The organism is Blastomonas ursincola, assembly GCF_013607875.1.
Taxonomy (GTDB): domain Bacteria; phylum Pseudomonadota; class Alphaproteobacteria; order Sphingomonadales; family Sphingomonadaceae; genus Blastomonas; species Blastomonas ursincola.
On record NZ_VDES01000003.1, the window covers coordinates 90,195 to 103,296 of the forward strand.

At 62.9% G+C, this 13,102-nt stretch carries 9 protein-coding genes; 2 read left to right on the top strand and 7 right to left on the bottom strand.

Features of this window, described 5'->3' with window-relative positions:
• Window positions 1-44: 44 nt before the first annotated feature.
• Window positions 45-449: an acyl-CoA thioesterase gene (locus tag FG486_RS14260; RefSeq protein ID WP_066283417.1), complete on the top strand. Its 405-nt coding sequence runs from the start codon at window positions 45-47 to the stop codon at window positions 447-449.
• Between the two features lie 3 nt (window positions 450-452).
• Here FG486_RS14260 and FG486_RS14265 read toward each other — a convergent pair whose 3' ends face one another.
• Window positions 453-1,643, bottom strand: coding sequence for a DUF3667 domain-containing protein (locus FG486_RS14265; RefSeq protein WP_241695830.1), 1,191 nt, complete (start codon window positions 1,641-1,643; stop codon window positions 453-455).
• 86 nt (window positions 1,644-1,729) lie between these two features.
• Between FG486_RS14265 and FG486_RS14270 the strand changes: the two genes are divergently transcribed.
• Entirely contained in the window at window positions 1,730-3,013 is a 1,284-nt protein-coding gene (locus tag FG486_RS14270; protein ID WP_241695832.1) for an enoyl-CoA hydratase-related protein, read from the top strand.
• Window positions 3,014-3,475: 462 nt separating this feature from the next.
• Here FG486_RS14270 and FG486_RS14275 read toward each other — a convergent pair whose 3' ends face one another.
• The 6 genes from FG486_RS14275 to FG486_RS14300 form a co-directional block, all read right to left on the bottom strand.
• A complete protein-coding gene (locus FG486_RS14275) occupies window positions 3,476-5,794 on the bottom strand; it encodes an EAL domain-containing protein (RefSeq protein ID WP_181268043.1) in 2,319 nt (772 codons plus the stop codon).
• 362 nt (window positions 5,795-6,156) lie between these two features.
• Window positions 6,157-7,224 carry a cell wall hydrolase gene (locus FG486_RS14280; protein ID WP_181268044.1) on the bottom strand — a complete coding sequence of 356 codons (1,068 nt, stop codon included), beginning with the start codon at window positions 7,222-7,224 and terminating at the stop codon, window positions 6,157-6,159.
• A 208-nt stretch (window positions 7,225-7,432) separates the two neighbouring features.
• Entirely contained in the window at window positions 7,433-8,395 is a 963-nt protein-coding gene (locus tag FG486_RS14285; RefSeq protein ID WP_231750106.1) for a glycosyltransferase, read from the bottom strand.
• Between the two features lie 109 nt (window positions 8,396-8,504).
• Window positions 8,505-9,905: an MATE family efflux transporter gene (locus tag FG486_RS14290; RefSeq protein ID WP_181268045.1), complete on the bottom strand. Its 1,401-nt coding sequence runs from the start codon at window positions 9,903-9,905 to the stop codon at window positions 8,505-8,507.
• A gap of 149 nt (window positions 9,906-10,054) precedes the next feature.
• Entirely contained in the window at window positions 10,055-11,887 is a 1,833-nt protein-coding gene (locus tag FG486_RS14295) for a DUF885 domain-containing protein (protein ID WP_181268046.1), read from the bottom strand.
• A gap of 168 nt (window positions 11,888-12,055) precedes the next feature.
• Complete coding sequence (locus FG486_RS14300; protein WP_181268047.1) at window positions 12,056-12,946, bottom strand: cobalamin B12-binding domain-containing protein; 891 nt, start codon at window positions 12,944-12,946, stop codon at window positions 12,056-12,058.
• Window positions 12,947-13,102 lie beyond the last annotated feature (156 nt).

Consider the following 13,102-nt stretch of genomic DNA (forward strand, 5'->3'; position numbering starts at 1 on the left):
AATTGCCGCTTTCGTAAACCTGCACAAATCGCTACATTGCGGCCATGCCTGACTCCGCTGCCATCCGCCATGACCATCCCATCAGCGTCGACGCGTCCGAGATCGACTTCATGGGGCATGTCAACAATGCCCATTATCTCAAATGGGTGCAGGATGCCGTCATCGCACACTGGCAGAATATCGCGCCGCCCCAGGCGGTGGCCGAGCATCTGTGGGTCGCGCTCAAGCACGAGATTACCTATCGCAAGCCTGCCTTTCTTGACGATCAGGTGATTGCGTCGGTGATGCTCGAAAAGGTGCACGGCGCGCGCGCCTTCTACGAGACGATCATTCGCCGCGGCGAGGATGTGCTCGCCGAGGTCAAGTCAAGCTGGTGCTGCCTTGATGCCGAAACGCTGCGCCCTGCGCGGCTGGCCGAGGATATCAAGCGGCGCTTCTTCGGCAGCTGAGCTTCAGCCGATCAGCCCCAGGTTGATCAGGATCGTCAGGAACAGCAGCACGACGATGCCGGTGCAATTCAATAGCAGGAACAGGCGGAAGACCGCGCCGATCCGCGATGTGCCATAGGCGTGGCGCAATTGCCGATACATGTGGAACGGCGCGTAGAACAGCGCGGCGGTGATGACCAAGCCGGGCACAATGTTGAACTTCCACGACAGCGTCACGACGATGAACAGCAGCGACATGAACGCGATCGAATAGGTCGTGAACACCGCATGGTCGTAGAACCGATGCCCGCGCTTGCCGATAGTGGCGAGCCAGACGAACGGGATCGATAGCGGGATCAGCAGCCAGGCGAACTTGTAGCCGTTCGACTGGATCTTGTAGAGCAGCAGCTCCGGGTTCTTCTTGGCCTTGGCTGCAACCTTGTTGATCCAGGCGTCGAAGGCAGGAAAGCCGGTATCGACATCGGTATTGAATTCAAACGGCACAGAGTCGGGAGCGCCCTTGTCCGACAGAAAGTCGGGATAGCGCGGCTTGCCCGTGGTGGCATAAGACAGCGCGTTGATCTCTCCCTTGAGGTCCGAAACTTCGGCCTCGAGTTCCTTGCGAGCGGCACTGTCGGCGGGCAGCGCGGCGAGCTGCTTGACCTTGGGAGCGAGCTCGCCTTCCAGCTTGAGCATCTCCCGCTGCATGCCCTCGCGCCAGCCGGTGACCTTGACGCCTTCCTTTTGTGCTTCGGCCCCCGCTTTCCCGGAGAAATCGGGCGAGCCGACATAGGAGAAGATCGCGAACATCAGGAAGATCGCGAACAGGAACAGCGCCATCGGGCTGATGAACTTCGCCCGCTCGCCATGGATATAGCGGCGGGTGAGGTGCCCCGGCTGCCAGGCGAGCAGCGGCAGCGTGTTCCAGAACTTGCCGTCGAAATGCAGCACCCCGTGCAGGATGTCGTGCCAGAAGGCCGAGATCGAGCGATGCACATGCGCCGCCTGGCCGCACTGATGACAATGCGGTCCAGCGAGGAGCGTCCCGCAATTAAGGCATTTGCCATGGCCTTCGGCATGCGCCTCGCCGGCCTCGGGCTCGGCGACGCGCGCCCACATTCCGCCCTCGGCAATAGCGCCTGCCATTTCGAATTCGCCGCTCATTGCCGTCGCTGCCCCGCCGCCCTGTGTCTCGGCTGCCAGTGTACTGGCCATGGCAAAACCGGCCAAGCAAATTGTCCCGATCAGGCGCCGGACTTTTGCCGTTGCGCGGGGCAATCGCGTGCGGCTAGGGCAGGGGAATGGCCCATTTCGATCCCAAGACCTATCGCAATGCGCTGGGGCAGTTTGCCACCGGCGTCACCATCGTCACCACCCGCGATGCCAATGGGGCGCCTGTCGGGGTGACGGCGAACAGCTTCAACTCGGTGTCGCTCGATCCGCCGCTGATCCTGTGGTCACTGGCCCGCTCGGCCCGGTCGATGGCAGCGTTCGAGCAGGCAGGCCAGTTCGCGGTGCACATCCTGGCGAGCGATCAGGACGATCTTTCCAACCGCTTCGCCTCCCGGATCGAGGACAAGTTTGCCGGGCTCGATATCGGGGAGGAGGGGTTGCCCAACATCCAGGGCTGTTCGGCAAGGCTGATCTGCAACACGCGGCATCTTTATGAAGGCGGCGATCATGTGATCATGGTCGGAGAGGTCGTCGATTACGAGAGCGAGGGCAAGCCGCCGTTGCTGTTCCACGGCGGCGGCTATGCCGACCGGGTCGCCCGCACCGCAAGCGACACGCCGCCGCCCGTGCTCTATGCGGTCGAGGGCCGGATCGCGACGATCACGCTCAACCGGCCCGAAACGCGCAATGCGCTGGCCGAAGAGGTGATCGCGGCGCTGGTATCCGCGCTGGAGGCCGCCGACGCCGATCCGGAGATCGACTGTGTCGTGCTCACCGGCGAGGGGCCGGGCTTCTGTTCGGGCGGCAATATTAAGCAGATCAAGGCGCTGACATCCGAGCAGCATATGAGCCCGATGCAGCTCGAGCATTGGTACAAGACGCAGATTCAGCGCATCCCGATGACGATGGAGCGGCTTTCGGTCCCGGTTATTGCGGCGATTCGCGGGCATGCCATCGGTGCCGGTTGCGACCTTGCCTGCATGTGCGACATCCGTATCGCGGCGGAGGACGCGGTCTTTGCCGAGAGTTTCCTGCGGGTCGGCATCATCCCGGGCGATGGCGGTGCCTGGCTGCTGCCGCGGATCATCGGTCATGCCAAGGCGACGCAGATGATGCTGACCGGCGAATTCATCGATGCAGCCAAGGCCGAACACTATGGCCTGGTGTCCGAAGTGGTGCCGGGCGACGCGCTGATCGGGCGTGCCATGGAGCTTGCGAACATGGTCGCGCAATTCCCGCCTGCCGCGATTCGCAAGACCAAGCGATTGATCAAGGATGCGCGTGACGTGACGCTCGCCGAGCATCTCGATCAGGCGGCGATCTGGCAAGGGGTGCTGCAGCAGATGGACGATCATCGCGAGGCGATCGATGCCATCCTCGAAAAGCGCCCGCCGCGCTTCGAAGGCAAGTAACGAACGACAACGCTGAATATTGCGGCCTGTGCGGCCACGAATTGCACAGCTCCGGCATTAACCTTTTCGAATCGCCAGTCACCTTTGACTGACGATCGGCGGATGGTATCTGCACGACGATGCTGCGTTTCGTCGGTGCCGCTGGCGGCGTAGCCCGGCGATACGAAAAATGGCCCCGATCTTGCGATCGGGGCCACCTGATCGAAGTCCTTGAAAAGGAACCCCTAAATCAGTTGCTCCAGCCGCCGCCCAGGAGCCAGTCCCAGAATCCGCGCACGGGCTGTTTGGTACGCTTTGCCATTTTTAGCACTCCATTTAGGGCGCGAAATACGAGACACGCCCAGAAACAAGGTTACCAGAATGTAAAATGGTCAACAAGCCATTAACCAATGACATTGCGCAACGCGGCACGCGGCGATTCGCCACGGGCTGGAAAGCTTAGAATTTTCAAGGATTTGTTGTTCAGGCAGCCTTGGCTGTCGAGTGATCTGCCAGATAGTCGACCAATGCCTCATAGGGCATCGGGCGTCCGATCAGATAGCCTTGGGCCTTGTCGCACCCCATCTGACCAAGCAGCTGGAGCGTCTCATTGTCCTCGACGCCCTCGGCTACCACCTCTTCTCCGAGCGAATGAGCGAGTTCTATCGTCGAATTGACCATGATCCGGTCGGACCGGCTCGATACCAGCATGCGCACGAAGCTGCGGTCGATCTTGAGCTCCGTCGCCGGACAACGCTTGAGATAGTCGAGCGTCGAAAAACCGGTGCCATAATCGTCGATCGACAATTGCAGCCCGATACTGCGCAGATCGCGCAGCTCCTGCATCGCTGCTTCGGCGCTGGACATGGCCGCGGTCTCGGTGATTTCCAGTATCAACCGCTCGGCAGCAAGGCCGTGGCGGCGCAGCGTCTGGACCACCATCGGCTTGAGATTCGCATGACCGATGAGCCGCGGCGACAGGTTGACCGCCATGTCGAACTTGCGCCCGCCCTTGTTCAGGCTGGCTGCGACCTGCACCGCGCGGTTGAGCACATGTTCGGTCAGCTTTTCGATCCGGTCATGGCGCTCGGCCGCAGTAATGAATTCCTCGGGATTGATCGGCCCCTTTTCGGGATGCGTCCAGCGGACCAGTGCTTCCGCGCCGCAGATTTCGCCGGACAGCAGATCGAGTTTCGGCTGGAAGGCGACCCAGACCTCGCCATTGTCGATAGCCGCATCAAGTTCGCCCAGCATGGTGACGCGCCATTCGGTCGCTTCGAGCTTGGTCGGATCATAGACGCGCCAGTGTTCGCCCGCATTCTGCGCTTCCTGGCAGGCGAGTAGGGCGCTCGACATGCGGCTCTGGATCGAGCGGCCGGGATCGGCGTCGACCCCGAACGCAACACCCAGGTCGATCAGTCGGCCCGAAACATTGGCGGGGCTCCTGAAAATCGCACTCAGCCCGGCGAGCTGATCACCCACATTGTTGATCGATGTACCCGGCACCAGCCACATGAAGATGCCTTCGTCGCCGTGATACACCTTGCAACCGCCATTCCCGAGGGAGAGCCGCAGAATGATCTGCTCGACAAGCTCTTTCTCAGCGGCAACTGGCAGGGCTGTGGCCGCTTCAGCATAATTGTGGATTCGGGCAGCGATCAGTCCGTCCTGGGTCTCTGCCCCTTCTGCACGCAGGGCGTTGAGATTGGGGTGGCCGGAGACTTCGTTGAGCATGCCTCTCTCGTCGAAGCGCTGACGGTGCAGTTGCCAGGCAAGATGGCCCATTGAGCCGAGCATCAGGACGGTGGCCGGCATGATTGCTGTGTAATACCCGGCAGATTCGAGCAGAAACGGCAGTCCCAGTGCACAGGTCGGCAGGAGAACAAGCATGCCGAGAACGAGCGGCGTTCTGGACACCCGCATCATCATCGCAGTCACCGCGAGGGCAAGAAGAAAGGGTAGCCACCAGCCATATGTGCTCGGAGCGCCTGCCAAGAGCGTTTCGGCCGCCAGCGCGCTTACAAAAACGCTGGCCGACGGGCCGTGGCCGGGAACCGAATAACGATTGCCTGCGCCACTTGCGTTGGTGCCGATGATGATGTCGCGGCCGGCTACGCGCGACAGCACAGCATCGCCGCGAAGGATTTCGCTGGCGCTGACATACGGGATGGAGCCCATCGCGATCGAATAATCGATGGGAAATTCCTGCTCCGCGCCACCTCGAATGTCGGAAATCTCTGACGCGATCGACGGAACGATGAGATCGCCAACCTGGTTGGCATATCGGCCTGACCAGACGACGTTATAGCCGTTGATCCAGACATTGGAATTCACAAGACGCGAGAACCGCCTCGCGTCCGGCGGTGGTATCATCGGTACCCGTTTGCCCGTTGCGCCGTCCTCCGAAAAGGCTGCGGAGAGATAGACCTTGCCATCATGCTTCTTCAATGCCTCAACCAGGCGGCGGGCACCCGGGTCGTTTGCCAGGCCCTTGATCGTGAAATCGAAAAATATGCGATTCGCGCCGGCTGCGTTCAGGTTGTCGACCATGCGGGCGTAGCGATCAGCCTTCCAAGGCCAATCGCCTATCTCCTGCTGCGCCAGATCGTCGATGCCTACAACGACCACCTGGCCGCTCGCATTGTGTTCGCGCATCTTGTTCCGCGCGATCCGGAAAATGTCATCCAGCGGCTCACCGAATTCCGCGACCCCGAACAACAGGCCCGACACCAGCGTCCAGATGAGCAGGATGCGCATCGGGCTGGCCGGTCTCTTGCTGTTACGAGTGGTGACGGGCTTCATGTGGTTACTTCCTCGTAAACCGTCATATCCTGCAGGCGGTTAACCAAATGCAAATCTGCCTCGGATCGAAGGTTTCATCGGTCGTTTGCATCCGACTCTGGAAGCAGCCCCGGATGCGACGATCGCGAGGCCGAGCCAGAGCGCCAAGTTACAGAAAACAGGACGATTTTTTCGCGCCTCCCATGGCTTTCGAATCCGAACGGCCGACAGGCCTTGCTGGAGGCCCGTCCCAATTCGGGACAAGGCCGAGCCGACAGGCCTGCAGAGTGCCGATGATAGGATAGCAAGTGCTAAGCACGGTTTCGCGAAGCTGGTTGGCAAAGCTGGTTAACGCCAGCGCAACGCCATATCCTGCGCTTGCCTCAGGTGCCGGGCTGACGGATCCACTGGCCGGAATTGCGATATTCGGGGCGTATCTGGCTGTTGTCGGGCAGGTTGCTGCCGCGCAGTGCATTCTCGCCGCCCCGCCGTGCGATCTCGGGGGCATAGGCGGGCGCCGGGCTGGCCGATATGGCAGGATTGGCAACGGCAGAGGGGCGGCCGAGCCGCTGGGCTTCCAGCGCGCCCGCATTTTCGGCCTCGGCCTTCAGCCGCGCTGCCTCATAGGCCTTGGCCAGCACCAGCGGGTCGAGCGGATCGACGCCGCCCGCCAGCGTGAAGACGGTGCGCGGCTTGGGTCCCGGAAAGGGTTCGCCGCCCAGGTAGCGCGCGTTGAAGGCGATGCTGCGCCCCGCCGCGCCCTGCCAGCGATAGAAGCGATGCGCACCGATGGTGCCGATATAATCGAGGCTGGGTGCCCAATAGGGCGAGACTTCGGTGGTGTGATAATGCGTTGCCGTGCCGACCGGGCGATAGACATAGCCGGCCAGCGCGCGTTCGGCGACGCGGCGCGCCCGCGCCCAGTAGATCGGGCTCGGTGCACGCGCCATTGCGCCATCACAGCTGAAGGTGAACTGGCAGCCGCTGGCGCGTTCCGACCCCTGATAGACGACGCCGCACACGGTGTTGGGATAGCTCGGATGCATGACTCGGTTGAGCACGACCTGTGCGACCGCCTGCTGGCCGGCATCGGGTTCCATCGCCGCCTCGTAATAGATCGCGGCAGTCAGGCATTGCAGCGCGCGGGCATGATCAAGCGGCGATCCGGTCAGGGCCATGCCGCGCACCATGTAGGTGGCTGTGCCCGGGCCAGGCTCCTGATCGATGAGCACCGCAGGCGCGGGCGGCGCGAGCGAGCCTGCATCGTCGAGATAATAGAAGGCCGAGCCCGGAAAATTCTCGCCAGCGTGCTCGAACGCCATGCCGCCTTCGGGCTGATAGCGGGGTGCGCGCTCGATCTCGTCGGCGCGCTGGGCGCGCACGATCTGCGAAGCTCCGACCGAAAGGACCAGCGCCAGCAAAAGCCAGGCGATCCATTCGCGCAGACCCATCGCGCCATGGGCTCTCAAAAGGGGGGCAAGGCGCGAAAGCATGGGGAGGAGCGATATCCTGACGGTGGGGGAGGCGTTATGATCGCCGTCACATGCCCCGATAGCGCAAAACTGTTACCAAATCAGCGCCCAAATTGCGCTGTCTCGCACAGGGACACGCATGGCAGCAGGGGTTAACAGCCTGAAAAGCCGGGGTGTCTCGAAAGCGTCAGTAGCGCATCAGGTCGAGCGAGAGGGTGAGTGCCTGCGGGATCATCCCCATCTTCACCATGCGTCCTGCCGTCCGCCAGAAACCCTGTTTGGTTCCCCCGTCGCGCAGATGCGCCTGCATCAGTTCCAGTCCGCCGCCGCTCATCGCTTCGGGCGAATATTTGATGCTGTCGATCACCTCGAGCCGCATCCGCGCGCCCACGCCGCTGCTGCCCAGCACCGCATCGATCTGGTCGAGCGAGGGGAGGCTGGTGGCGCCTTCGAACGGATCGGGGAGGCCTGCGCGGCGTTGCTGCGCGGCATAGCGCGCGCATGCCGCCCCGATCGCCTGCACCAGAATGTGCTTCTCGCTCACCTGGTCGGGCGAACGGCGATAGAGAAACAGCCGGTCGGGCAGATTGTACAGGTCGTGGCGTTCGCTGACCCGCAGCCACAGGTCATAATCCTCGCAATGCCGGAACGCGGCGCGATATCCGCCGAGCGCCCGGATGACATCGCGGCGCATCATCACCGAAGGATGGCACATCGCGCTCGCCGCCATCAGCCGCTCGCGAATATCGGCGGGATGTTCGGGATGGAAATCGCTGCACGGAAAGAACGCACCGTCGGCGTCGAGTTCGTCGGTATTGGTGCCCAGCACCGCAATATCGGGATGTGCCTGCATCCAGGCGAGCTGCACGGCAAACCGCTCGGGCCGCGAGACATCGTCGCTGTCCATCCGGGCCACCAGAGGTGCACGCGCCTCGTCGAGCATGCGGTTGAGGCTGACGATCAGCCCGCGATTTTCCTGGTGGATCGCCCGTATGCGGCTGTCCTGCGCGGCATAGCGATCGATGATCGACCCCGAGGCATCGCGCGACCCGTCGTTGACGATCAGGAATTCGAATCGGCCCTCGGTCTGGCCCAGGATGCTCTGGATGGCCTCGGCAACGTACCGCTCCGCGTTGTACACGCTCATCATGACCGAAATCAGGGGAGTATCGGGCGAAGACATGATCAGCGTAAAACCGGATTAGAGAAACTGACTTGCACAAATAGCTGCAACATCGCCTATCGCCAAACGGGTTAACCTATAATTGCCGCAGCTGATTTACCCTGTACCGGGTGAGCCAATAGGCGCCCAGCCCGAACAGCACGCCGCCCACCGCCTGGCCAATCAGCACGCCCGGGGCTCCGGCCATCTGGCTGCCCAGCATCGCGAGTGGCAGGACGCCCAGCGTGTTGCGCCCCCAGTTGGTCCAGGTCGACCACGAGGCACGATCGAGATTGTTGAAGCTGGCATTGGCGATGAACAGCAGGCCGTTGAAGAAGAACAGCGGCACGACCACCCAGGCAAAGGCGTGGATCAGGTCCATGCCGCCTGTCGGCAGATCGAACAGCCAGCCGATGGTATCGACGCCCAGGATCAGCAGCGGCCAGATCAGCAGCGTGAATCCGGCGGCGAAGATCACCGCGCGGTCGATGGTGCCGCGCACCCGGTCCAGCTGACCCGCACCGTAATTCTGGCCGATGATCGGGCCGATCGATCCCGACAGCGAGAAGAGCAGGCAGAAGGCGAGCGGGATGATGCGGCCGATCACCGCATAGCTGGCCACCGATGCCTCGCCATAGACCGCGATCAGGCGGAAGGCGATGATGCCGCCCACCGGCGTCGCCAGATTGGTCAGCACCGCCGGCACCATGATCTTGCGAATATCGGTGAGATTGGCAGCGAAACTCTCGCGCGAGGGCATGGCAAAGCCGCCATAATGGCGCAGGATCGGGACGACGCCGGTGATCGCCATCAGCATGATCGAGATCACGGTCGACCAGGCCGCGCCGACAAAGCCCCAGCCCAGGCCGAAGATCAGCAGCGGATCGAACACCGCATTGCCGATCGCCATGGCCAGCGTGGTATTCATCGCGCGCCGGGCATCACCATAGGCCCGCAGCAGCCCCGAACACACCATCCCGGTGACGGTGACGGGGCCGAAGGGGGCGACGATGCGGATATAACTGACCGCGGCGTCCTTGGCGGTGCCGCTGCCCCCCATCAGATCGACCCATTGCGGTGCGAAGGTCCAGAAGATCGTGGCGATGATGGCCGACAGCACGATGCCGAGCAGCAGCACCTCGCCCAGCAGCGCGCGGGTCGTTTCCGCCCGGCCCATGCCGATGCGCCGCGCCGCGAGCGCGCTGATCGTGATCATCAGTCCGATATTGAGCGAGGAGTTGAGGAAGAGCAGCGTGCTGGCAAAGCCGATGCCTGCGGTCAGTGCCGGATCGCCGAGGCGCGAGATGAAGAACAGGTTGACGAAATCGACCACGAACAGCGCCAGCAGGCCGATGCTCGAGGTGAGCGTCATCACCGCGACATGGCGCATCAGGCTGCCGGTCAGGAACTTTGCGCCCCCAGGGCGCCCGGCTGCCGCAGCGGGTACGGCTGCGGCGCGGACACCGGTCTCCTCCGATCCGGCATCGGTGGGGGTCATCTCGAGCGGGGCGGTGGCGGAGTCAGAAATGGCGGCGTGTCCATGCTGTGGGCGAGCGAAGCTGGCTGCCCCGCGCCGTCCATATAGGGCATAAGCGCGCCAGCAAAAGCGGGTTTCGAACAGAAACCCGCTTTTGCTCCGCCGCGCGGTCAGCCCTGGCTGCGCCTGATCCAGTCATCGACCCTGCGTTCGAGGATCGACAGCGGCTGCGAACCCGATGCGATCAGCAGGTCGTGAAAGCCCTTGATGTCGAACTTGGGACCCAGCGCCTTTTCGGCCTTCTGGCGCAGCTCGACGATCTTGAGCATGCCCATCTTGTATCCGGTCGCCTGGCCCGGCAGCGTGATATAGCGCCGGATTTCCGAGCGCGAGCGCTCGATCGGCTGGCGTCCGGTGGTGTTCATGTATTCGACCGCCTGGTCCTCGGTCCAGCCCTTGGCGTGCAGCCCGGTATCGACCACCAGACGCGCCGCGCGGAAGAGCTCGGCATCGAGCCGCATGAAATCGGCGGCGATATCGGGAAAGGCGTTCATCTCCTTGCACAGCGATTCGGCATAGAGCGCCCAGCCTTCGCCGAACGCGACATATCCGGTCACCGCGCGGAACTGCGGTCCGCTCTTCTGCCGGACCTGGATGTCGCCCTGCATGTTGTGCCCCGGCACTGCCTCATGGCACATCAAAGTGTACTTGGCCGCCGGATCGGGGACGGTGCCGACCAGATGCACATAGGTGCGCGCGGGGCGCGCGCCATCGGGGCTGGGGGCAGAGGCATGCGCAGCGCCGCCTGCCACTTCGGAGAACGCGGGTTCGCGGACCACCTCGATGCCATAGGCGGGCAGCGTGTTGAAATAGGGGCCAAGCAGACCGCGCGTGTGCTTCACGAACGCATTGGCGCTGTCGAGATACTCCTTGCGCGCGGCATCGTCGAACTGGCGCGGTGGATTGAGGCGCGCGCGCTCGGCATAATAAGCGCTGCGATCCTTGAAGCCGGCCTTCTGCGCCAGCGCATCCTGTTCGGCCTCGATCCGCGCGACTTCCGACAGGCCGATCTGGTGAATCTGCTCGGCGGTATAGTCGGTCGTCGTGTTGAGCCTGAGCTCATTGGCATAATAGGCTGCGCCATCGGGCAGCGTCAGCGCGCCCACCTTGCCGCTGGGGGCGTTGGGCAGGCTTGCCCTGGCCCAGGCGATGACCCGCTCATAGGCGGGCTTGAGCGCGACGATCGCCGCGCGCGCCTCGGCCAGATGCTTGTCCGCAGCAGCGCGCGGCAGCTTGCCGGCACTGACCAGCGCCTCGGTCTTGGCCTTCACGTCGGCCCAGAGTGCGGCATCGGGGCCGTCTCCGAAAGGCGCGCCGCTGGTCAGCTTCTCGCTGCCCGCGACGATGGTTTCGACCTGGAATTTCGGGGCACGGATGCCGGCTGCCTCACTCGCCTTGGTCCGCTCGATCGCCACGTCGAGCACCGCAGGCATTCCCTTGATCCGCGCGATATAGTTCTTGAGATCGGTCTCGTCGGCGATCGTGTGCGTGTTGATCAGGAAATCGGGCAACTGGCTGTGCGCCGAATAGAGCCGCGAATAGAAGGGCGGGCGATAGAGGCGGTTGGCATGAGACAAGGCGGCACGCTCGGCCTCGAGTTCCCAGATATCATAGTTGACCTGCGCTTCGGGCGACAGCTTCGCACGGTCGAACTTTGCCTTCATCCGCGCGACGCTGTCCTGCCGCCATTTGAGCTGCGCTGCGGCGGCAGCTTCGCTCGGATCGTTCCACTTGTCGCCGCCGTCCTTGCGGCCGAGCCGCGTGGCGAGCTGCGGCTGCATCTTCACCCACGCCTCGAACTCGGCATCGAGAAAGGCGGTGAGCGCGGCATCCTGGGTGGTTTCGGCCGTCTGCGCAGCGGCATCACCGGCGATGGTGACCGAAGCGGGCAGCGCCAGGGCAAGCGAGAAGGCGGAAACGGCGAAACGAAGCGACATTTTCATGATGATTCCCCTTGGTTTGGCGCGGACCATAAGTGCATGATTGCAAACGGGGAAGCCTGTCTTCGACGAACGGTATACGAATGGCCAGCGTTGCCGACCCGGCATTGCGGCATCGATCGAACCCAGTCCTATGGAAGTACCTTGCCGGGCGCCGCGATCTGACCGAGCTCAGTTCAAATGGGCGGATGCTGCATCCGAGAGCTTTTGCGCCACCAGGACGGCAGTAGGCGCACTGGGGGCTGTCGCGTCGGCACCGACGGCGGCAACCAGCGAAGGATCCTCCGCAAAAAGCGGCCCGCCGACCATGATCCCGATATGCGGGTTTTGCGAGCGCTTGCGGATCAGGCCGATGGTCTCGGAAAGGCTGTCGATCATCTGGGTGGAGCCGGCGGTAAGACCGGCAACCGCAAACCAGCGTGTCCTCGCAGCTTCGGCGATCTCCTCGGCGCACGCGGCTGTTTCGGTCTGCACTTTCCAGCCCGACGCTTCCAGAAACCGCTCAACCATTGTCACGCCGAAAAAATGCTGATCGCCGGGCGTCATGGCCATCAGGACAGTGCGCCGCATGTCGAGCGCATCGCAGCTATGCGTGTTGTTGAATGCGGCAAGCAGCTTCTGCAGCCGTGCAACGCCGAGCGTCACGTCGATGAAGTCGCACGCATCATTGTCCCACATCTCGCCCAGGTGACGCGCCGTTGGCTCGAGCAGTTCGATGAAGAGCGTTTCCATCGAAAGCCCACGGTCGCGGAGCACAATCACATAGCGCACCGCCGCTTCGAGATCGTCGCCCAGAACAATGTCGGCCAGTCCCGCAATGTCCACGCGATCGGGCGCCAGCACGGAGAGCACCGCCTCCACCGACGGTGCTTCGGGCACGATCTCGTCGTGCAGGCGCAGCAGCTGCGGTATCACCCGATCGGAGACCATCTGCGCAAGCTGGCTCTGGCGCAGCGCGAGGTCACCGCGCCGGTAAATGTCCGGCGCAACGAAATGCGTTTCCAGCTGCCGCAAGCTGTGTCGATCGATCTGCGGGATCGGTGCCTGCGCGCCTCGCCCCATGGCCCTCTCCTATGCGTTCACTGCTTCGGAATTCTATGGACGAACAACATCATGGCCGGACCGGAATGTCGAGAACTTCCTGTTGGTGGGATGAACGACAATCATCAGCGGCTTTCGGAAAGCCGAAAATGTCCGACGCGCTCCAAGTCCGTGCAT